Source organism: uncultured Kordia sp. (genome assembly GCF_947489565.1).
Classification (GTDB): Bacteria; Bacteroidota; Bacteroidia; order Flavobacteriales; family Flavobacteriaceae; genus Kordia.
The window spans coordinates 189,437-212,599 of sequence record NZ_CANLEA010000002.1; the positions used below are offsets into that span (position 1 = coordinate 189,437).

Here is a 23,163-nt window from a genome sequence, read left to right on the forward strand (position 1 = left end):
AATCTTTTTTTAGTAACCTGGGTTTTGAGTTAAATTAGGGTTTGCGGTAATATCTGTAGATGGAATTGGGAATAAGTCTCTAAAAGCTTCTGTTGTAGTTCCATTTTCTACATTTCCTTTCCATGGCCATACGCCTTGATCAGAGAATTGTCCGAAACGAATTAAATCTGTTCTTCTATGTCCTTCCCAGTGCAATTCTTTTGAACGCTCTGATAATAAGAACTCATCTGTAATGTCTGAGAAACCGCCAATTGGATTTGCATTTGAACGTTGTCTTACTAAGTTTACGTATTGTACTGCCAATCCTTGATCGCCAGTTCCACTTCTTTTTACAGCTTCTGCATACATTAAATACGCATCTGCTAAACGGAATACTGGGAAATCTGTATCGATAAAGTCACCTGAACTGTCTGATCCAGGAACTCCCATACTTGTTACATTTTTGAATTTTTCTACTGCATATCCATCGTTAAAGTTGAATACATCTGCAATTTCTAATTCTTGTCCGTCTGTAAAGAAGTTAGCTCTATCGTCTGTTAATAATTCTGAAGCTGAGAATTGATTTACGAAGGCTTTCGTAGTTCTAATTCCGCCCCAACCTCCGTTGATACCGAAAGCTGCTGCACTCATGCTTCCTCCTACTGGTGCGTGTACTAAGAATGTCATTGCTCCAAAACCTTGTGTGTTTAATCCATCAGAGTTGAAAGAGAAAATCATTTCATTTTGTGCTCCATTCGTATCATTATCTGCCAAGAATAATTCGTCATAATCTGTATGTAAAGCATATCCTGCTCCGATAATATTTTCTAAGTATGGAATTGCTTGTCCACTTTGATCTGTTCCTGTGTATACTTGTGCGTTTAGGTGTAATTTTGCTAATAACATCCAAACCGCAGCTTTGTCAGCTCTTCCGTATACATTTTGACGTGCATCAATCATCATTGGCTCAATCGCAGTTAATTCTGAAACAATAAAGTCAAATACTTCTTGTCTGCTTCCTTGAACTGGTAAAAATGCTCCAATTGGATCTGCTTCTGTTACAAAAGGAACATTTCCAAACATATCAATAGCATGCCAGTAACTTAATGCTCTTAAGAAACGAACCTCAGCTTTGTATGCTGCTGGTAAAAATTCTGATTCTGGGACATCTGCTGTCGCTCTTAAGAATTCATTTGAGATTGAAATCTGAAAATAAATTCTGTTATACATTGCAGTAATAAACTCGTTGGCTGGCGTCCATACTTGCCAGTTAAGGTCATGAATAGTACCATCATTCCAAGCAATTAAAGCTTCATCTGTTGTTAATTGTTGGTGTTTCCAGTATTGTCTCAAATAGTTTGAGAATCCTTCATCGATTCCTGTAATATCAGGATTTCCGGCTGGACCTTGCTGTCCACTCACTACAAAACCTGCATAAATTCTTGCAAGAAATTGTTCGTAAGCTGCAGGATCGTCGAATACGTCTGCTGCTGACTGTTCTACTATTGGCTCTAAGTCTAGCTGATCTTCACAAGACGTAAATCCTATGCTGGCTACGAGTAATAATAGTACAATACCTATACGATTTGATTGTTTTTTTAGTGTTTTCATCATTGTGTGTATTTGGTATACTTTATTATAAGTTCAAATTAATTCCCATTAAGATGTTTCTTGATCTTGGGTAGAAGTTGTTATCAATTCCTCCATTGATTTCAGGATCTAATCCATCGTAATCTGTAATTACAAATAAGTTTTGTCCTGTTGCGTATAACCTCATGCGTACATCTTTAAAGATATTGTCGAAGCTATAACCAATCGTTAAGTTGTCTAACTTTAAGAAAGAAGCATCTTGTACATAGTAATCAGAGAATAATTGCTGATTTTGGAAACCTGTATCTAAAATTGATGCATTTACGTTGTTGATAGAATTTGCACCAAATAATGCTTGTACGTTTCCTGTATTAGAGGCTACGTTGTTGTATGCAAAGTTACCCAAACTAGCTCTCATTGTAAAGCCAAAGTCAAAGTTTCCATATTGCATATTAGAGTTAAATCCTATAACTGCATCTGGGTTTGGACTCTTGTATCTATATCTATCGCTCGTATCAACAACACCATCTCCGTTAATGTCTACATACGCTCCTTCAATTGGCGCTCCGCTAGCATCATAAATTTGTTTGAATACATAGAAAGAGTTTGCTTCAAATCCAACCGAGTTGATCTGGATAGTATTTCCAACTCCACCTGCAATTCCTCCTGTTGGCGAACCTGGAGACGTTGGATCATCTGTTAAGAATAATTTCGTGATTTCATTGTCGAAGAATGAAATATTGAAGTTTGTATTCCAAGAAAAGTTATCATTTTCTACAATTGTTGCATTCAAATTCACTTCCAAACCTCTGTTTTCTAAGTTACCAACGTTTGTAAATAAAGCGTTTGATAAGTTGGTTCCAGCTGGTACAGGAATAAAGTTGATTAAGTCTTCTACTTTACGCTCATATACTTCTACCGAACCAGTTAAACGATCGTTGAAGAATCCGAAATCCAATCCAATGTTGAATGTTTTAGAACGCTCCCAACGTAAGTTTTCGTCATATTCTTCTGGACGAAGTGTTGTTACAAAACGTGGCGATCCATCTGCATTGTATCCAAATTGATACTGAACTTGTCCGTCACCTGTGGTATAACGTGGAATGTATCCGTAATCTTGTCCAAATTCTTGCTGTCCAGTTTCTCCGTATCCAGCTCTTATTTTTAATTGAGAGAATACTTTAGAATCTTTCATAAAGTTCTCATCAATAATATTCCATCCTACTGAAAGTCCACCGAAGAAATCTGAACGATCATCCGGATTTAAACGTGAAGAACTATCGTTTCTTAAGTTGAATGTGATTAAGTATTTATTGTCATACGCAAAATTCAATCTCCCGAAATACGACTCTAAAGCGTTTTCTGTTTTAAATATATTACCTGTAACTTGATCTAATCCTGTTACATTTTGGAATCTGTTAGATCTGTAAAAGCTTTGGAATGAATGTCCAACTGTTAAGTCAATTGTACTCTTAATACTTTCAATATCTTTTTTATAGAATGCATATACATCTAATAATCGAGTTCTATTGAGTGTGCTATACGTTCCAAATAATCCTTGGTCGTTAAAGTTAGATGCTGCAACTCCCGGAATGTTTAAGTTTCCGTCAACTTCCAAATAGTCATAACCTCCTTTTGCGGTTAATTTTAAATCTCTAAAGAATGGTAATGTATAGTCAATTTTTAAACTTCCTGTACTTCTTTGTGTGTCCGCTCTATTGCTGAACAATTCTTGTAAACCAACTGGGTTACGAACAGCAATTGTATTGATAGAACCATCATTGTTTACATTTTCAGTATATCCTCCAAAAGGACTGTTTGGGTCAAATACAGACTGCGTTGGATCAAAAGAAACGGCAGCTCCAATAGCTCCTGTATTTCCAAAATTATCATTTAATAAAGCACCTAATACATTGGCTTCAATGCGAAGGTCATCTTCTAATAATCGTTGTACAAACTTTACAGAACCTGTCCAACGCTCTACTTGAGAGTGTCTTAATGTACCTGATTGACTTACAAAACCAACAGAAGCTCTATAGTTAGAGTTATCAAAACCTCCAGAAACCGTTACATTGGTATCTGAAGTTAACGATCCTCTGTAGATTTGATCTTGCCAGTTTGTACTCGTATTTCCTAACTGTGCAATTTGATTTGGATTTCCGTTCGCTGTTACTAAGTCTCTAAATTGAGAAGCCGATAAAACATCTACTTCATTTACGTTGTTTCCAACAGAAGTAAAATGATTTACATTAATATTTACAGGCTGACCAGATTTTCCAGTTTTTGTTGTAATTAAGATAACTCCACCTGTTGCTCTCGATCCGTAGATAGAAGCGGCAGAAGCATCTTTTAATACTGTAAATGACTCAATATCGTTTGCATTGATATAGTTTAGTCCACTACTTCCTTGGTCTAACGGAACTCCGTCGACAACAATAAGTGGCGCAGAACTTGCCGATAACGATGAAACTCCACCTCTAATCTTAATTGCAGAACCAGAACCTGGCGCTCCACTTGGTGGTGTTACTTGTACTCCGGCAGTTTTACCTGCAATTAATTGTTCTGGAGAAACAATAGCTCCACCGTTAAAATCATCGGATGTAACCGATTCAACAGCTCCAGTTACGTCTTTCTTTACTGCAGAACCATATCCTACTACGACTACTTCATCAAGTTTGGAAGCATCTTCTTCCAAGGCTACATTTACAGAAGCTTGTCCTGTATATGCGATTTCCTGGGTTTTGTAGCCCACATACGTAAATACGATGGTTTGACCATTCGTAGCGTTTATTTGATACTTACCATCAAAATCCGTTGTGGTTCCAGTCGTTGTTCCTTTGATAACTACATTTACTCCTAATAATGGAGTTCCTGTAGATTGCTCAGTAACAACACCTGTCACTTTTGTTTGGGCAAGCATTCCAATGGGAATCAAAAAAGCCAAAAACAAAATAAATTTTTGCATTTTCTTCATTTGTCTAATTTTTTATTTTCAAAATTGTCGTAAAATGATCACGATTTTCTTCAATTTTTTCTGAACTATTTTTGATAAAATCCGTGATATTTTTGTTCAAATACTATTATATTTTTACCTCTCGATGTTAAAACTATGTAAATTTTGAGTAAATAAAAATGCAGTCATAAATTTTGGGGTTACGCAATCGTTTTCGTGTTGACAACTTTTGTAAACATTGGGTTTTATCCATTAAAAACGGTGTATTTTTAACAAAAAAATAAAAATCCTTAGCTTTAATTATTGATCTTATAACATATCCTCATGAAGCGAAAAGTAACACTCAAACAAATAGCCAAAGAATTAGACGTTTCTGTATCAACTGTTTCCAAAGCTTTAAGAAATAGCAAAGAGATAAGTTTGGACACCAGAAGTAAAGTTCAAGCGTTTGCAAAACTCTATAATTACCGTCCAAATAATATTGCGTTAAGTCTCAAAAACAAGCGTACCAAAACCATTGGTGTGATTATTCCTGAAATTGTACATCATTTTTTCTCTAAAGTGATCAGCGGAATTGAAAAAGAAGCCAATAACAGAGGTTATAATGTTATTATTGGATTGTCGAACGAATCATTTGATAAAGAAGTGATCAACATTGAAATGTTGGCCAATGGAAGTATTGATGGTTTTATACTCTCAGTTGCCAAAGAAACCCTATTACTTCAAGATTACCATCATTTCTATGAAACCATCAATCAAGGAATGCCAATTGTTATGTTTGATAGAGTTGTAAATGAAATTGCCTGCGATAAAGTTGTGGTAGATGACAAACTCGGTTCAAAAAAAGCAGTTGCCAAATTGATAGAAAGTGGTTGCCAAAACATTGCTTTGATTACGACCAAAGATTATGTAAACGTAGGTAAACTCAGAACACAAGGATATTTAGAAGCATTAGAAGAACATAAAATTGACCCAAAAGCTTCGCTGATTATTAAGGTAGAAGAAAACAAAGACAAAGAAATAGAGATTGAAACCTTAGAAAAGGAAATTTCTGCTTTGCTTGATAAAGAAAAATCAATTGATGGAATTTTTGCTGTAAATGAACTCTATGCCATTACAGCCATGAAAATAGCAATTAATAAAGGCTATAAAATTCCAGAAAACATGTCTATAGTTGCGTTTACAGATGGCGTTTTATCAAAACACGCCATTCCTTCTTTAAGTACCATTAGCCAACATGCAGTAGAAATGGGCGCAAAGTCTGCAACCATGTTAATTGACAAACTAGAAGAATTAGTAGACGAAGAAAAATATCAAACAGAAGTTATTAGTACAACCTTAATAGAACGTGACACCACACGATAATCAGGTGATTTTCAGCTATCAAATTGTTAAATTTTGACAGAATTACAATTCAGATTTGCAATTTAATAGTGGCTGTTTCAAAAAAACAACTATATTTACACCATAAATATCAAGACTTATATTTTTACCTCTCACCCAAAAAGTAAGTTTTGATAAGTTTAAACGCTTATCGTACATAGTTATTAACTAATACATTACGATAATGGAAAAGCGTAAATTAAGTTTCTGGGAAATATGGAACATGAGTTTCGGTTTCTTGGGAATACAATTTGGGTTTGCCTTACAAGGTGGATTCATGTCTAGAATATTTCAAACTCTTGGTGCAGCAAAAGACGACATTCCCATGTTATGGATTGCAGCTCCATTGACAGGTTTACTAGTACAACCAATAATTGGCTATTTAAGTGATAGAACATGGCATCCGCGTTGGGGAAGACGAAGACCTTATTTCCTTATTGGAGCAATTCTAAGTTCTGTTGCATTATTTTTTGTTCCACATTCACCAGCATTATGGATGGCGGCAGGATTCCTATGGATTTTAGATGCGTCCATCAACGTATCTATGGAACCTTTTAGAGCATTAGTAGCCGATAAACTACCTGAATCACAACGATCCTATGGCTTTGTTGTTCAAACACTTATTATTGGAATTGGTACTTGGGTTGCAAGTAACTTACCTTGGCTTATTTCAGAGTTAGGTGTTAGTGATTCTGCAGCAAGCGGCGTTGTTCCTATGTCTGTAAAAGTAGCTTTTGCCATTGGTGCATTTGTGTTTTTAGTTAGTATTCTGTATACCGTTTTTACAACATCCGAATATCCTCCAGAAGACATGGAAGAATTCGAAAGAGAGAAAAAACAAAAAAACAGGTTTATTCCTGATATTCTAGAAAATATTGGTAGCATGCCAACAACGATGAAACGTTTAGGTGTGATTCAATTTTTTAGTTGGTTTGCATTTTTTACGATGTGGAGTATGGCAAATCCTGCCTTAACCGAACATGTATTCAACACTCCAAATCCTACGAAAGAAATATATAAAAAAACTAAAAAGACCGATGCTTTTAAAAGCGAGAACAGAACTGCGTTCTTTGAATTAGCCGCAAAAGATAGTGTGTTTGTAAACAATGCAATGAAAGACACATTAATTGCAAATACAGTACTTTCTAAAGAAATCTTTACCAAATATGGGGCATTACAAAGTGAATCTGAAAAATTAGCATACTTAAAAGAGAATGTAGATTCATTCCAAGATCAAAAAGTATGGTATTGGGTAAGCAATGATAAATTCCAAAAATCATCAAACTTAGTAGGATCATATATGGGAACTTACGGATTATCATCTATGGTTTTTGCGTTGATCCTAGTATTGTACACTTCTAGAAGAAGAATTAATAGAAAATATGTACACATGTCATCATTAATTCTTGGAGGAATTGGATTTATTCTAATGTATTTTGTTCCATCACCAGACTATCTCTTTGTAAGCTTTACGCTTATTGGTTTTGCTTGGGGAAGTATTTTATCAATGCCATATGCAATGTTATCAAGTTCTGTTGATCCTAAAAAAATGGGAGTCATCATGGGAATATTCAACATGTTTATTGTAATTCCTCAAATTATTGCCGCTTTGGGCGGAATCACCTTTATAACAGGACTATTTGGAGAAGGCGCTATCAATGCAATGATCCTAGCAGGAGTAAGTTTAATTATTGCTGGACTTTGCAACTTCCTCATTACCAACAAAAAAGCTATTAGTTACCAAACAGAAGAATCATAAGTATACCAATGAATAAAAAAGGATTTATATTTGATTTAGATGGTGTCATTGTTGATACTGCAAAATACCATTACCTAGCTTGGAAATCCCTTGCCAATGAACTAGGTTTTGACATCTCATTAGAACAAAACGAACAACTCAAAGGAGTCAGTAGAGTCCGTTCCCTAGAAATTATTTTAGGCTGGGGAAATAAAACACTCTCCCAAGAAGCGTTCGATAAATATATGGCAGAGAAAAACGATAACTATTTATCGCATATTGCCCAAATGGATGCTGGAGAAATTCTTCCTGATGTCCCAAAAACACTAAACTATTTACAAGAAACACAGCAAGGAATTGCACTTGGATCAGCCAGCAAAAACGCACGCAAAATTCTACGAAAAGTAGGACTCTTTGAAGTTTTTGAAGGTATTGTTGATGGAAATGATGTCAGCAAAGCCAAGCCCGATCCAGAAGTATTCCTAATTGCTGCCGAAAAATTAGACAAAAAACCAACAGATTGTATTGTATTTGAAGACTCTGTAGCTGGCGTAACTGCTGCAAATAGCGCAGGAATGATTTCTATCGGAATTGGTTCCGAAGATACACTTGGACATGCAGATTATGTCTTCAAAGATTTTACCGAAATACAAACAAGTTTTATAGAAGAATTAATAAATAGATGATGGTATTAGGTGTTAGGTGTTAGGAATTAGTGTCGTGCTATAACCTAAAACCCAAGACCCAAAACCAAACACCCATAAAAAAATGAATCAGAATTATATACAACCAGACAATTGGTCGATCATCGAAGAAGGATTTGATACAGAAAGTGTCAAATCTTCCGAAAGTCTTTTCAGTATCGGAAACGGTGCGATGGGACAACGAGCTAATTTTGAAGAATACTACTCTGGAGCTACCTTTCAGGGAAGTTATATTGCCGGAGTATATTATCCAGACAAAACAAAAGTAGGTTGGTGGAAAAACGGATATCCAGAATATTTTGCCAAAGTACTCAATGCTCCCAATTGGATTGGAATCAATGTAAGCATCAATGATGAAGTACTAGACTTAAATGCCTGCAAAAAAGTAACCGATTTCCGTCGTGAACTCAACATGAAAGAAGGTTGGTACGAACGTTCATTTGTAGTAACATTACAAAACGATATCGAAATTTCGGTTGCTGCAAAACGATTTCTAAGTTTAGACATTGACGAAGTTGGTGCCATTGCTTACAGCATACAATTACGCAACAGTGATGCCACTATAAAATATACGCCATACTTAGATTCCGGAATCAAAAATGAAGATGCCAACTGGGAAGAAAAATTCTGGGAAACCATTCAAGTAAAAGAAGAAAACAATCAAGCGTTTATTGTTGCAAAAACACTAAAAACTGACTTCTATGCATGTACTTTCATGCAAACGGAATTAAAATTAAACGGAAAGTCACTTGATGTACCTACGAATGTTTCTGAAAAATCAACGTACATTTCATTCAACTACGCACAAGAAGTAAAAGCAAACGAAACGCTTACCATTTACAAATATGGCGGCTATACCGTGTGTACAAATCATGACAAATACGAACTCATCTCTGCTGCAAAAAAAGCATTGCATAACGCAACTTCACTTGGTTTCGATACACTATTAGAAAACCAAAAAGAAGCCTGGGCAAAAATTTGGGAAATGGCAGACATTACCATTGAAGGTGATGTAAAAGCACAACAAGGAATCCGTTTCAATATCTTTCAACTGAATCAAACCTATCTTGGAAAAGATTCTCGCCTCAACATTGGCCCAAAAGGATTTACAGGCGAAAAATATGGTGGAAGTACGTATTGGGACACGGAAGCTTATTGTATTCCTTTTTACATGACTACAAAAGATCAGCAAGTAGCTAGAAACTTATTGCAATACCGATACAATCACTTAGAAAAAGCGATTGAAAATGCGGAAAAACTAGGATTCAATAATGGTGCTGCGCTATATCCAATGGTAACCATGAATGGCGAAGAATGTCACAACGAGTGGGAAATTACCTTTGAGGAAATTCACCGAAACGGAGCCATCGCGTTTGCTATCTATAACTATACACGTTACACAGGCGATTACAGCTATATTCCAGAAATGGGACTAGAAGTCATGATCGGAATTGCACGTTTTTGGCATCAAAGAGCAAGTTTCTCTACCGCAAAAAACAAATATGTAATTCTGGGCGTCACTGGACCTAACGAATACGAGAATAATGTAAATAACAATTGGTACACAAACTACATTGCACAATGGTGTATCAAATTTGCACAAGAACACATCGAAAAAGTAAAAAATGAATATGCTGCCGATTATGATCGCATCATGCAAAAAGCACGCTTATCCGATCAGGAAATCTCTTCATGGATGGAAGTTGCCGAAAACATGTACTTTCCATACAGTGAGCAATACGGCGTGTACTTACAACAAGATGGTTTCTTAGACAAAGACTTGGTAAGTGTGGCCGATTTAGATACATCACAACGACCAATCAATCAAAAATGGAGTTGGGATCGCATTCTACGTTCACCATACATCAAACAAGCAGATACCTTACAAGGTTTTTACTTCTTTGAAGATCATTTTACCAAAGAAGAACTTGAAAAACACTTCAACTTCTACGAACCATTTACCGTGCACGAATCATCACTTTCACCATGTGTTCACAGCATTCAAGCAGCTAAATTGGACAAAATGAACATGGCGTATACATTCTATCTAAGAACATCGCGACTCGACTTAGACGATTACAACAAAGAAGTCGAAGAAGGCTTACACATTACCTCCATGGCAGGAACTTGGATGAGTATTGTAGAAGGTTTTGGTGGCATGCGCATGAAAAATGACACACTTTCCTTTGAACCAAGAATTCCAGAACGATGGAAAGGATATTCGTTCAAAGTAAACTATAGAAATCACATTCTTAAAATCAACGTCACGCAAAACGGAACTTCTTTCGAACTTGAAAAAGGAGAAGATTTAGTGATCTTGGTCGATGGAAAAAAAGTAGCCGTTTCACCAAACGATTTGGTTACAGTTTGAATGTAAATTTGAAGCTATTTCCTGCTTTCCGTTGTATCTCCCGAACAAATCGGGAGGATGCCACTGCAATCAGGGCTAGTCAGAAACTTTAGTGTTTCATACCAAATATAGATTAATTAGTAGTGAGTATTGAGAACGTTTCTTTATGTCATTCCTGCGAAGGCAGGAATCCATTGGAATTCATACTCAAAACGTCAATTCGAGTGATTTTCATAATAAAATGAAGAAAATCGTATCGAGAAGCACTTTGAAAACAACTGTCATTCCTGCGAAGGCAGGAATCCAATTGTCTCAATACTCAATACTAAAAGCTCAATACTTAAAAACAACAATCAGATGAAAAAAATAATCTTACTTACAGTACTTGCATTATGTTTCTCTTGCAAACAAACGGAAGACAAAGCATCTGATGCCGCATCAAAAACGGAAGTCGTAACCGACATCAAAAACGATATCGAACGTATAGAACCGCCACATTGGTGGACAGGTTTTCAAAACACCAAACTCCAACTCTTAGTTAAACATCCAAACATTGCCAAAACAACACCAAGTATTACAAATACCAATGTTAAGATTGAAAAAATACAAGCAGGAGAAAGTGCAAACTATCTCTTCATCGATTTAGACATTTCTAAAGCAAAAGCTGGAAAATTCAATATCGAATTTAAACTCGAAAACGGTTCAACACTTACGCAAACCTATGAACTCAAACAACGAACAAAAGCTGCCAAAGAATATATTGGGTTCAACAGTTCAGACGCGATCTATTTAATCACTCCAGACCGATTTTCCAATGCAAAACCTGAAAATGATGTGTTTGAAAACCTAAACGAAACAACCATTAATCGCAAGGATAATTATGCGCGTCATGGTGGCGATATCAAAGGAATCACAAATCATTTAGACTATATTGACGATTTAGGATTTACGGCAATTTGGTCTTGTCCGCTTCTCACCAACGACATGAAACGCGGTTCGTATCACGGATATGCCATTACAGATTACTATCAAGTAGATCCACGTTTTGGAACCTTTGACGAATACAAAGAACTGGCAGACAAAGCCAACAAACGCGGAATGAAACTCATCATGGATCAAGTAGCAAACCATTGCGGATTGGAACATTGGTGGATGAAAGATTTGCCATTCAACGATTGGGTAAACTATCAAAAAGACTTTGAAAATGGCGAAAAAACAACCTTTTCAAATCATAGACGGACTTCCAATCAAGATATCTACGCTTCCAAAAGTGATCAAAAAGGCATGACCGACGGTTGGTTTGTCATAACAATGCCCGATCTCAATCAGCGCAATCCATACATGGCAAACTACATCATTCAAAACAGTATTTGGTGGATTGAATCTCTCGGGCTGAGCGGAATTCGACAAGACACATATCCGTATCCTGACAAGAATTTTATGAGCAAATGGGCTGGCGCAATTATGACCGAATATCCAAACTTTTCTATTGTGGGCGAAGAATGGAGTTACAATCCGTTACTTATTGGCTATTGGCAAACTGGCGCCAACAATAAAGATGGATATGAAAGCAATCTAAAATCTACGATGGATTTTGCAATGCAGCGAAAAACCGTAGAAGCTTTAAACGAAGAAGAATCGTGGGACAAAGGCTTGGTAAAAATCTATGAAGGTTTGGCAAACGATTTTCAATATCCAAACCCGAAAGACATTATGATTTTTCCAGACAATCATGATATGAGTCGCATCTTTACACAACTCAAAGGAGACATTGTAAACACCAAAATGGCATTGAGCTATTTGTTGACTTTACCAAGAATTCCACAACTCTACTACGGAACAGAAATTCTCATGAATGACTTTGAAAAACCTGGCGATCACGGATTGATCCGAACCGATTTTCCCGGTGGTTGGCAAGGTGATACGGCAAACGCATTTACAGGCGAAGGTTTAACTGCGGCACAAAAAGACATGCAATCATACCTTAAAAAACTATTGAATTTCCGCAAAAACAGCAACGCCATTCACAAAGGGAAAACCACACATTTTGCACCATTTTTAGGAACTTATTTCTTGTTTAGAACTTTAGACGACGAAACCATCGTACATATCATCAATAAAAACGAACAACCTATTACCATTGATCTTAAACGTTATGCAGAAATGAATTTGAAAGGAAAAACGTTGACGAATATTATTACCGGAAAACAATTTACATGGAATGATGAAATTGAATTCAAAGAAAAAGGAAGTATGATATTAACAACGAAATCTAATTAGGGATTAGGTTTTGGGTATTAGTCAAGAACTGAAAACCAATTTGGAAACTAAACGTCAATTCGAGTGTTTTTGAGTGAAGCGAGAAAAAGTATCGAGAAGTACTTGGAAACGAAAATATAAAATATTAGTCGTGAGAAGTTTTGAAAAATTAAGCAGATCTCGATACAAAATTCTTTCAGAATTCCACTCGATCTGACGTAAAGCGTAAACAAATACCAAAACGTCACTTCGAGTGATTTTCGAAATGAAATGAAGAAAATTGTATCGAGAAGTAATTTGAAAACATCTGTTGAGCGCAGTCGAAATGTATAGGAATAAAAAACAATATAACTAAATAGATTCCCGCTTACGCGAGAATAACAAAAATGTCAATGAAACTAAAACTAACCTTACTCATAATTTCCGTCTTGTTTTTCTCCTGCAAAGGACAACAAAAAGGTGAGACTCCTCAAGATAAAAAAGTTGCTACAATCGTGGTGAATTTTTTACCTAAAGACCACGATTTTTCGAAAGACATCTATATTTCAGGAGATTTTGAAGATTGGTCAGGTGGTAAACCTGAATTCAAAATGGAAAAACTGGGAAAACTATACCGAATTAAAATTCCCATGGAAAAAGAAACCATCAATTTCAAATTTACCTTAGGTTCTTGGGAAACAGTAGAACTCGACAGTCAAGGATTTGACGTTGAAAACAGAACCTACACGTATGATGAAAATTTAAAAACGAGTACATACGCTGTATGGAATTGGTCCAAAGGAAACAAAAATAAAACAGCTTCTACCAAACAACCAAATGTAGAAACGTTTGCAGAAACCTTTGAAATACCACAGCTCAACAAAACTCGAAAAATTCAAGTGTATCTACCACCAAATTATGCGAATACTACCGAATCATATCCTGTGTTGTATATGCACGACGGACAAAATGTATTTGACAAAGCCACTTCGTATTCTGGCGAATGGGAAGTAGATGAAACACTGAATTCACTACACCAAACGCACGGTTTAGACGTCATTGTCGTTGCTATTGATAATAGCGAAGAACGCATGCAAGAATATTCAGCATGGACAAGTCCAAAGTATAAATTACCACAAGGACAAGAATATGTAATGTTTATTGCAAAAACCTTAAAACCTGCGATTGATGCAAAATACAGAACTAAAAAAGACGCTCAAAATACAGCTATCATGGGAAGTTCTATGGGCGGATTAATTTCACATTATGCTGTTTTTGCACATCCAGATGTATTTGGAAAAGCTGGTGTATTTTCACCTTCGTTTTGGTTTTCAGAAGATACATTTAGTTTCACAAAGGACAATCTAGCGAAAGCTCAACACTCAAAATTATACTACTTAATGGGCGAAAAAGAAGGTGAAGTTATGATGGCAAACCTGAATAAAATGTTGAAATTGCTAAATGAAAATGGTTTTCCAAAAGATCAGTTTACTACTAAATTTTCTCCCGATGGCACGCACAGCGAAGCATTTTGGCGCAGTGAATTAAAAACGGCCTTGCTTTGGTTGTTTTCTGAAAATATCAAGATTCAACATCACGGCGAACCTGTAGCACAAGAAGTAAAGAATGTAACCTTGGCAAGCGGAAAACTCATGCGTGTGGTCGATTTTCCATCCAACTATATTCGTCCACGAAATGTAGATGTCTGGTTGCCTGAAAACTATTCAAAAGAAAAAAAATACAATGTGCTTTACATGCATGACGGACAAATGTTATACGACGCTTCTACAACTTGGAATAAGCAAGAATGGAAAGTTGACGAAGTGGCTTCCAAATTGATGAAAGAAGGAAAAGTAAAAGATTTTATTGTCGTGTCTCCATGGAATATAGCTGAAATTCGTTGGCAAGATTACTTTCCACAAAAAGCATTTACTTATTTAGATGAAGCAACACAAAAGACGTTTCGCGAAGAAGCAGAAAAGAATAATTTTTCGCTCAATTTTAATGCAGACAACTATTTAAAATTCCTCACGGAAGAACTAAAGCCATATATTGATAACACCTATTCAGTAAAAACAGATCGCGAACATACGTTTGTGGCTGGTTCTAGCATGGGCGGACTAATTTCGATGTATGCCATGTGTGAATATCCAGAAATTTATAGTGCAGCCGCTTGTATTTCGACACATTGGGTTGGCGCAAGTCCGAGAGAAGACAATCCAATTCCAAATGCATTTTTTGCCTATATGCGTGATCATTTGCCATCACCAAAAACACATCGATTCTATTTTGATTACGGAACAGAAACTTTAGACAAACATTATCCGCAATATGCACCAAATGTGGATGAAGTTTTTAAGGAAAAAGGATATACCGAAGCAAATTATACGAATCTAAAGTTTGAAGGCACTAATCATTCCGAGAATGCTTGGCAAAAACGTTTACACATTCCATTTACATTTCTACTTAAAAAGTAATACATGAAACTATTTAAAATACTATTCATATCGTTTTTATGCTGTCAGTTTTCGTTGGCACAGAATGCAGATCGAAAGTTTGTGAGTTATGCTGAAAGCTTGAATGTACACTCCATCAAAGTATCTGATGGAACGTATTTTATTCGGCTGATTAATGACAATATTATTGGAACAACCTTTATTCCAAAAGGACAAAAAATTACAGCGCAAAGTCATGCCGTAATTTTAAAAGACATTCAAAAAATAAAGTCCGTTTCTGAGACAGACACGAGTATTGAGTTGGTTTCTGATGGAATTTCAGCGCATATTCAAAAATCACCATTTCAAATTTCATACAGCTATAAAGGACAACCTATTATTTCTGAAAAAACTGGCTATCAAAAAGTAGAAGGTGGCGAAGCGATTGATTTTAATTTGACAAAAGATGAAATTCTCATGGGCGGCGGCGCGCGTGCGTTGGGAATGAATCGTCGTGGAAATCGCTTGAAACTTTATAACCGAGCGCATTACGGCTACGAAACACGTTCTGAATTGATGAATTTTACACTTCCAATTGTAATGTCTTCTCAAAAATACATGATTCACTTTGACAATGCTCCGATTGGTTATTTGGATTTGGATAGTAAAAAAGACAATACGCTTACGTACGAAACCATTTCGGGTCGTAAAACCTATCAAGTGATTGCTGGCGATTCTTGGGTTGATGTGATTGATAATTATACCGATTTGACAGGAAAACAACCATTGCCACCACGTTGGGCTTTTGGTAATTTTTCAAGCAGATTTGGCTATCATTCTCAAGCGGAAACCGAAGCGACTATTAAAGCGTTTAAGGATGAAGAAATTCCTGTAGATGCTGTGATTTTGGACTTGTATTGGTTTGGAAAAGAGATTAAAGGAACGATGGGGAATTTAAAAATTCACAAAGATTCGTTTCCCAACGCAAAGCAGATGATTAAAGATTTTAATGATCAAGGTGTAAAAACGATTTTCATTACCGAACCGTTTATTCTAACGACTTCCAAACGTTGGTATGAAGCGTCAAATTTGGGAATTTTAGCGAAAGATTCTATCGGAAATCCGTTTAAGTTCGATTTCTATTTTGGAAATACTGGATTGATTGATATTTACAATCCGAAAGGAGAACAATGGTTTTGGAATATTTATAAAGAACTTGCAGACTTAGGTGTGGCAGGAGTTTGGGGCGATTTGGGAGAACCTGAAGTGCATCCAGAAAAACTAATGCATCACACAGGAACTGCCAACGAGAAGCATAATATTTACGGACACGATTGGGCACGATTGATTTATGAAGGATACGCCAGAGATTTTCCAAACACGCGACCATTTATTTTGATGCGTGCAGGATATTCGGGTTCGCAACGTTACGGACTCATTCCTTGGTCTGGCGATGTGAATAGAACTTGGGGCGGATTGCAATCGCAACCAGAAATTGCCATGCAAATGGCCATGCAAGGTTTGAGTTATATGCACTCTGATTTAGGTGGTTTTGCTGGCGCGAATTTGGACGATAATTTATACACTCGATGGTTGCAATACGGCGTTTTTCAACCAATTTACAGACCGCATGCACAAGAAGAAGTACCAAGTGAACCTGTGTTTCGTTCCGCAAGAGCGAAAGCATTAGCAAAGCAAGCAATTGAATTGCGTTACCAATTATTGCCCTACAATTATACCATTGCTTTTGAGAACAATCAAAAAGGAACTCCGTTGATGCGTCCGTTGTTTTTTGTAGAAGACCATAACAAAAACTTGTATACAAACACTGCTACGTATTTATGGGGACATGATTTCTTAGTAACTCCGATTGTGAAAGATAGCGTGGACACCAAAGAAGTTTATTTTCCAAAAGATGCTGTTTGGTTTGACTTTGAAACCGATGAAAAAGTACTTGGCGGGCAAACAAAAATGGTCAACACCAAAGAAAACTCCATTCCTGTATATGTTCGTGGTGGCGCGTTTATTCCGATAGCTAACCCGATGCAAACCACCGCAGCATACAATCCAAATGTTGTACAGCTTCATTATTATCATGATGAAAGTATCTCAGAAAGTGAACGCAAATTGTACAATGACGATGGCGAAACAAAAAATGCATATGAAAAAGGTATGTATGAGTTGTTGACGTTTGAAAGTGAGTTTGGCAACAATCGTTTGCTTATTGAATTGGAAGCAGAAATTGGTAAAAACTACGCTTCAAGCACCAAAGAAATGGAAGTGATTATTCATAATATTCAGAAAAAACCTAGAAAAATAAAATTCCGCGGAAAGCGTGTCAAATTTGATTGGAACAACACTTATAAAACCGTGAAATTTACAATTAGCTGGAACACCAAAAAAGAACGTAAAATTACGATCAAACTATAAAATTAACATATAAACCAATGAAAAATCTAAACTTATTTTTAATTGTAACGCTTCTTTTCCTATCGTGCGATACAAAGAAAAAAGAAGCTGTAAAAACACCAGAACCCAAAGCAAAAGAAATTGCAGCTGTTTCAAAAGACATGATGGAAAGCGCCGTAATTTATGAAGCAAACATTCGTCAATATTCGAAAGAAGGTTCTTTTGATGCTTTCACGAAAGATATTCCACAGTTAAAACAATTAGGCGTAAAAATTATTTGGCTGATGCCGATTTTTCCTATTTCAGAAACCAAACGCAAAGCTACAGGTGACAAGTTTGCCAGTGATATTGAAGATCCTGAAGAGCGTAAAAAATACTTAGGAAGTTATTATGCCGTTTCTGATTTTACCAAGATCAATCCGGAATTTGGAACGATGGAAGATTTTAGAGAACTCGTAAAAACCGCACATGACAACGGTATTTACGTGATTTTAGATTGGGTTCCAAACCATACAGGTTGGGATCATACTTGGATTAAAACGAATCCAGATTTCTATACAAAAAATGCAAAAGGCGAAATTACCGATCCGCTAAACGAAGATGGAATACCTGTAGGTTGGGCAGATGTTGCTGATTTGAATTATGATAATAAGGAACTGCGCAAAGCCATGATTAAAGACATGCAATTTTGGTTGACAGAAGAAAACGTAGATGGTTTTCGTTGTGATGTGGCAGGATCAGTTCCCACAAATTTTTGGGAAGAAGCTGTACCACAATTACGCGCTACCAAAGATATTTTTATGTTAGCTGAAGCATGGGAACCAGAATTATTGAAAGGTAAATTGTTTGATATGGCGTACGGTTGGGACACGCATCACCGAATGAATCATATTGCCAAAGGAGAAGAAACTGTTGCCAATTGGGACAAGCGTATGCAGCAAATTGATTCTTTGTATGAAAGCGATGATATTTTAATGAATTTCGTTACCAATCACGATGAAAATTCATGGAATGGAACTATTGAAGAACGCATGGGAAAAGGCGCTGCTGCATTTACAGCATTGAGTTTTGTGGCACCAGGAATGCCATTGATTTACTCAGGACAAGAATATGATATGAAGCATCGTTTGAAATTCTTCGAGAAAGATGAAATTCCGAAAGAAAAAGGCGAAATGTGGCCATTATTAGAAAAGTTAGGAGCATTAAAGAATACAAATATTGCATTGCACGGCGGAAAAAATCCTGCTTCATACACAAAGTTGCAAACTAGTAAAGCAGCTCAGGTATTGGCATTTAAACGTGAAAAAGATGGTAAGCAAGTGTATTATATTGGAAACTTATCTAACGAAGCTGTCATCACAACAATTGACCTTGTTGGAAGCTTCACAAATCATATAAATGGCGACACTATTATGTTTAGAGAAGGACAAGATGTAGCCTTGCAGCCTTGGCAATATATGGTGTTAGTTGCTGAATAATATGTAAAAAACAGTAAAGAAGCTGTCTAAAAAATTTTGAAAAATGTCATCTTGAATTCGATTCGATTTGACGAAAAATTCATTCTTTAGACAGCTTTTTTTGAGAAACCTAAAGTCCAATAACTTCTTCTATAATTGAACCGCCAACTATAAGTTGCGTGTTTTCAATTTGGTGTTGTGCTAATTGATTTATTGTTTTCATCTGAATTTGTTTTAAGAGTTTATACTAAAATTAAAGACCTCCACTTTCTTCTATAATTGAACCGCCAACTATAACTTGCTCATTTTCAATTTTATACTGTACTAATTGATCTACTGTTTTCATCTAAATTTGTTTTAAAATTTATAATTAAGATTAATGCTGCTGAAAGAAACTAAACTGCTCCACCTTCTTCAATGATAAAACCACCAACAATAAGTTGCGTATTTTCAATTTGATATTCTTCTAATTGATGTATTATACTCATAAGAATTTGTTTTAAAATTTATAAAATTAGGATTAAATACCTCCGTATTCTTCAACAATTGAACCGCCAATGATAAGCTGCTCGTTTTCAATTTGGTATTGTGTTAATTGATTCAATGTTTTCATATTAAATAAGTTTTAATGATTTATAATGAAACTAAAGTACTGAAGATCAGTGATAGCAACTAGTAAAGCATCCGCCAATTCCGCGAATTATGTGAGATTAAGTAGTGAAGATTGCTATTTGTGAATTTTAAAAAAAACAGTGAGTCAATTGAAATAGAAATATGTTTTTATTGAAGATATCTGGTATAAACAATCAATAAACTAAGCAAATTGAACGTTTCAATTTTATCTTGACTGTGTTCTATTTGACAATTTAATTCAGTTAAAAAAAGTATCATAGAAAATACTTTGAGCTTTTCATCTACAAAGAAATCAACTCAATTTTTGATTTTTCAAAACCGAATATTGTTAAAATAAAAAGAGCCTCCTTGCGGAAGCTCTTTTCTCTTACCAAAAATTGGTTATTCTTATTTGGGGTCTTAGGGTAATAAGGGAAATAATTTATAACCAATAAATTACTTTAACCATGAAAAAAAGTTAAGTCCAAATATAATACCTCTATTTCATAAAACCCTATATATTAGACAACAACTTACATTCCTTCGACGAACGTATACTTTTTATAGACGAATGCGCAGCGTAATGTCAAATTAATGTTAAGTCTCTTTCACCAATATGTTCTAAAAGTTAAAAAAAACACCTACAACTTGTCACAGATATGACAACAAGTGTTTTTTTGTTGTATTTGCAACCATATAAAATAATAAAATACTTTTATGAGTATCTTTGTTTTTTGTTAAATAAAGAAGACTAGATGAAAGAAAAAAATATACAAATTGCCACTATTGGCGGTGGTTGTTTTTGGTGTACAGAAGCTGTTTTTCAGGAAGTAAAAGGTGTTGAAACCATTGTTTCTGGATATACTGGTGGCACTGTTCCTGGAAAGCCTACGTATAGAGAAATTTGTTCGGGACTCACAGGACATGCAGAAGTAATACAACTTACTTTTGATGCTGATGTTATTTCCTTTCAGGAGATTTTAATCATTTTTATGGCAACACACGATCCAACGACCTTAAATCGTCAAGGTGCAGATGTGGGAACGCAATATCGTTCGGTTATTTTTTATCATGATGACATTCAAAAGCAAACAGCTGAAGTTGTCATTCAGGAACTTTCTGAATATTATGATGCATCAATTGTAACCGAAATAACTGCGGCAGAAACTTTTTATGAAGCCGAAGTTGAACATCAAAATTATTACAGACAAAACACACAACAAGGATATTGCAGTTATGTGATTACTCCTAAGTTGACAAAACTTCGCAAGCTGTTTGCAGATAAATTGAAATAATTTTTATACTTATACTATATAAAAAAGAGTACTAAAATATTAGTACTCTTTTTAACCACCTTTAATTTAAACTCTAGTCACTAAGGTTCTAGATCTTTTAAACTATTTATGCAATACATAGTTATTAGTCTTCGCATATTCTTCAATTGAATTGAGTCCTATAGCGCGTCTTCTTTCGTTTACTTTATGAGCATTTGCAATTGGATATATATATGTGAATCCAGATTTTTTGTCTTTTTTCACTTGAGTACCGTAGTGTTGTTTTTTACCGTTTCGCATTAAAATCCGATCTTTTAGAAAGGCTAAATACCAACCATCAGATTCATTATTATTAACCGATGTAACTAAATAGGGTAAATATTTTTCTTGTGTGTCAATTTCTGCATGTTGTACGACCAACCATAAGGTTTGATTCGCCATTTCTCCTACTTTATTTTTACTAAGCCAACCATAAGTATCAATAATGTGCAACACTTTTTTTTCGTTGATGCTATCTTGTTCATGAATAAGTTTCCATATGTATGCTAACTCATCTGAATTTCTTCCAAATTTAGCTTCAGCTTCTGGAAGTAATTGTCGTAAAGTTTGATCTTCGATACGAATAGTTTCCAATTGTGCTTTGAGCAGTTTGTAATCTATTGGTTTTGCTTGTATTTGCGTTTGACTCTGCATCGTTATTGAACTAATAATAATTGTTATGAAAAGTAGTTGTTTCATGATGTTGTGCGCTTTTTTAAGCAAAAACAGTGTTTACACTTTCCACTTTATCTGCCCATTTTCCTGTGTAAGGATCGTATTGACATTTTGCTGGTTTGGAATGTAAATCTCCGTCTGTTGTATACGCTCTACAATCTGTACAGATGTATCGATATTCGCAATCTCTACAACCATCAATATTATCTTTGTTGATATTCCATGGTTTTTGGAATTCGGCATCATCGGCAATTTTTGTCAATGAAATGTTGTTTACATGTCCATACGATTTTTGCATAGAAGGACAGTTTTTCACATTTCCTGTTTCGTCAATAGAAATTTTTCTATTTAAACATCCGTTGTGCTTTATATTTTCGGTAAATCCTTTTACATCTCTAATTCGCATAGAGTTTACATTGATTAATCCGCAACCTTCGCAACCACTTACTTTTTGTTTGGTATAGCCCAAACTTCCGTGGTAAACTTTTGATCTGTTTTTAGCTTCAGGTTCTTCATCAAAAAGTTCCATATCATACGTGTGATAGGTAACCTGAGCAATTTCATATTTATCTAAAAGTGCTTTTATTTCTTTTTCTTTTCCGTCATATTCAATTAAGAAGTCAATTGATCGGAAGTTTTTTCCAACGGTCAATGCCAATATTTCTTCTAATCTAGAAACAGGTAATTGGCAATAAGCTCTAATTTGAATGTGATAACACGCCAAGACTTCTAATTCGTTAAAAATCTTCTCAAAATCGTGCATTTCATCACGGATATCAATAATAGAATTGATAATTTTTGATGGATGATCCCACTCCAGTTCCATTGCTGGAAATCGATCTAAAGTATCCACTACAATTGCCAACTCTATGTCAACTAAATAATCGATAAAGTCTTTAAAGAAAATGAGATCTTCTTCTCCATCGAGCATTTCGGCAACAGTACCGATATTATTTTCTTTAAGTACTGATAATAGTTCATAGTATGAATTATCAACAAAGTACACTTTTTGTCTAGAAACATCGCATAACATTGTTCTTGTGTGTCCTTTTACAGGAAAACAATCTGCGAACATATAGAGATATTTATCTTTTATGGTGGCTAATTCTTTCATCTTTTTATCTTTTTATTTCAGTAACATCTACAATTTTCGAAATTGGTTTATCGGATCCTGAATAAAAAATGATACTACTATATTTTTCACTATATGCAGTTCTATAAAAAGGATCTGAAGGCAGCAACTCATTATATATAAGGTAATTATAAAATAATGGTAAGTTTTCTAGTTGTGGTTCGCTAATTGGTAATTTCTTTAGTTTTATCATGA

At 35.4% G+C, this 23,163-nt stretch carries 14 protein-coding genes; 9 read left to right on the forward strand and 5 right to left on the reverse strand.

Going from position 1 to position 23,163, the window contains the following annotated elements; genetic code table 11:
- Positions 1–9: 9 nt before the first annotated feature.
- Positions 10–1,590: a RagB/SusD family nutrient uptake outer membrane protein gene (locus Q0845_RS03520; protein ID WP_298509905.1), complete on the reverse strand. Its 1,581-nt coding sequence runs from the start codon at positions 1,588–1,590 to the stop codon at positions 10–12.
- Between the two features lie 25 nt (positions 1,591–1,615).
- Positions 1,616–4,543, reverse strand: a complete 2,928-nt coding sequence (locus tag Q0845_RS03525) for a SusC/RagA family TonB-linked outer membrane protein (RefSeq protein ID WP_298509249.1) — start codon at positions 4,541–4,543, stop codon at positions 1,616–1,618.
- 303 nt (positions 4,544–4,846) lie between these two features.
- Here Q0845_RS03525 and Q0845_RS03530 point away from each other — a divergent pair, with 303 nt between their 5' ends.
- The 9 genes from Q0845_RS03530 to msrA all read left to right on the forward strand — a co-directional run bounded on the left by Q0845_RS03530 (position 4,847) and on the right by msrA (position 21,143).
- Entirely contained in the window at positions 4,847–5,887 is a 1,041-nt protein-coding gene (locus Q0845_RS03530) for a LacI family DNA-binding transcriptional regulator (protein ID WP_298509252.1), read from the forward strand.
- A gap of 202 nt (positions 5,888–6,089) precedes the next feature.
- The gene (locus Q0845_RS03535; RefSeq protein ID WP_298509255.1) at positions 6,090–7,664 is read left to right on the forward strand and encodes an MFS transporter; all 1,575 of its coding nucleotides are present in this window, start codon (positions 6,090–6,092) and stop codon (positions 7,662–7,664) included.
- Between the two features lie 8 nt (positions 7,665–7,672).
- Entirely contained in the window at positions 7,673–8,329 is a 657-nt protein-coding gene (pgmB, locus tag Q0845_RS03540) for a beta-phosphoglucomutase (protein ID WP_298509258.1), read from the forward strand.
- 82 nt (positions 8,330–8,411) lie between these two features.
- Positions 8,412–10,718, forward strand: a complete 2,307-nt coding sequence (locus Q0845_RS03545) for a glycoside hydrolase family 65 protein (RefSeq protein WP_298509261.1) — start codon at positions 8,412–8,414, stop codon at positions 10,716–10,718.
- Between the two features lie 336 nt (positions 10,719–11,054).
- Positions 11,055–12,977, forward strand: coding sequence for a glycoside hydrolase family 13 protein (locus Q0845_RS03550; protein WP_298509264.1), 1,923 nt, complete (start codon positions 11,055–11,057; stop codon positions 12,975–12,977).
- A gap of 371 nt (positions 12,978–13,348) precedes the next feature.
- Entirely contained in the window at positions 13,349–15,412 is a 2,064-nt protein-coding gene (locus tag Q0845_RS03555; RefSeq protein ID WP_298509267.1) for an alpha/beta hydrolase-fold protein, read from the forward strand.
- A gap of 3 nt (positions 15,413–15,415) precedes the next feature.
- On the forward strand, positions 15,416–17,800 hold the full coding sequence (locus Q0845_RS03560; RefSeq protein ID WP_298509270.1) for a TIM-barrel domain-containing protein: 2,385 nt from the start codon (positions 15,416–15,418) through the stop codon (positions 17,798–17,800).
- 17 nt (positions 17,801–17,817) lie between these two features.
- Complete coding sequence (locus tag Q0845_RS03565) at positions 17,818–19,257, forward strand: alpha-amylase family glycosyl hydrolase (protein ID WP_298509273.1); 1,440 nt, start codon at positions 17,818–17,820, stop codon at positions 19,255–19,257.
- 1,346 nt (positions 19,258–20,603) lie between these two features.
- Positions 20,604–21,143 carry a peptide-methionine (S)-S-oxide reductase MsrA gene (gene msrA, locus Q0845_RS03570; RefSeq protein ID WP_298509276.1) on the forward strand — a complete coding sequence of 180 codons (540 nt, stop codon included), beginning with the start codon at positions 20,604–20,606 and terminating at the stop codon, positions 21,141–21,143.
- A gap of 102 nt (positions 21,144–21,245) precedes the next feature.
- Here the strand turns inward: msrA and Q0845_RS03575 are convergent, their stop codons facing one another.
- The 3 genes from Q0845_RS03575 to Q0845_RS03585 are packed head-to-tail and all read right to left on the reverse strand — an operon-like array spanning position 21,246 to position 23,161.
- Entirely contained in the window at positions 21,246–21,860 is a 615-nt protein-coding gene (locus tag Q0845_RS03575) for a DUF6624 domain-containing protein (protein ID WP_298509278.1), read from the reverse strand.
- 16 nt (positions 21,861–21,876) lie between these two features.
- Positions 21,877–22,950: a grasp-with-spasm system SPASM domain peptide maturase gene (gene gwsS, locus Q0845_RS03580; protein WP_298509281.1), complete on the reverse strand. Its 1,074-nt coding sequence runs from the start codon at positions 22,948–22,950 to the stop codon at positions 21,877–21,879.
- A 4-nt stretch (positions 22,951–22,954) separates the two neighbouring features.
- On the reverse strand, positions 22,955–23,161 hold the full coding sequence (locus tag Q0845_RS03585) for a hypothetical protein (RefSeq protein WP_298509285.1): 207 nt from the start codon (positions 23,159–23,161) through the stop codon (positions 22,955–22,957).
- Positions 23,162–23,163: the final 2 nt, after the last annotated feature.

What these genes read in the sequence shown, in the direction of transcription:
- gwsS (WP_298509281.1), bottom strand. Translation starts at nt 22,950, where the DNA reads ATGAAAGAATTAGCCACCATAAAAGATAAATATCTCTATATGTTCGCA.
- Q0845_RS03545 (WP_298509261.1), top strand. Translation starts at nt 8,412, where the DNA reads ATGAATCAGAATTATATACAACCAGACAATTGGTCGATCATCGAAGAA.
- pgmB (WP_298509258.1), top strand. Translation starts at nt 7,673, where the DNA reads ATGAATAAAAAAGGATTTATATTTGATTTAGATGGTGTCATTGTTGAT.
- Q0845_RS03530 (WP_298509252.1), top strand. Translation starts at nt 4,847, where the DNA reads ATGAAGCGAAAAGTAACACTCAAACAAATAGCCAAAGAATTAGACGTT.
- Q0845_RS03520 (WP_298509905.1), bottom strand. Translation starts at nt 1,590, where the DNA reads ATGAAAACACTAAAAAAACAATCAAATCGTATAGGTATTGTACTATTA.
- Q0845_RS03560 (WP_298509270.1), top strand. Translation starts at nt 15,416, where the DNA reads ATGAAACTATTTAAAATACTATTCATATCGTTTTTATGCTGTCAGTTT.
- Q0845_RS03565 (WP_298509273.1), top strand. Translation starts at nt 17,818, where the DNA reads ATGAAAAATCTAAACTTATTTTTAATTGTAACGCTTCTTTTCCTATCG.
- Q0845_RS03525 (WP_298509249.1), bottom strand. Translation starts at nt 4,543, where the DNA reads ATGAAGAAAATGCAAAAATTTATTTTGTTTTTGGCTTTTTTGATTCCC.
- msrA (WP_298509276.1), top strand. Translation starts at nt 20,604, where the DNA reads ATGAAAGAAAAAAATATACAAATTGCCACTATTGGCGGTGGTTGTTTT.
- Q0845_RS03585 (WP_298509285.1), bottom strand. Translation starts at nt 23,161, where the DNA reads ATGATAAAACTAAAGAAATTACCAATTAGCGAACCACAACTAGAAAAC.
- Q0845_RS03550 (WP_298509264.1), top strand. Translation starts at nt 11,055, where the DNA reads ATGAAAAAAATAATCTTACTTACAGTACTTGCATTATGTTTCTCTTGC.
- Q0845_RS03555 (WP_298509267.1), top strand. Translation starts at nt 13,349, where the DNA reads ATGAAACTAAAACTAACCTTACTCATAATTTCCGTCTTGTTTTTCTCC.
- Q0845_RS03535 (WP_298509255.1), top strand. Translation starts at nt 6,090, where the DNA reads ATGGAAAAGCGTAAATTAAGTTTCTGGGAAATATGGAACATGAGTTTC.
- Q0845_RS03575 (WP_298509278.1), bottom strand. Translation starts at nt 21,860, where the DNA reads ATGAAACAACTACTTTTCATAACAATTATTATTAGTTCAATAACGATG.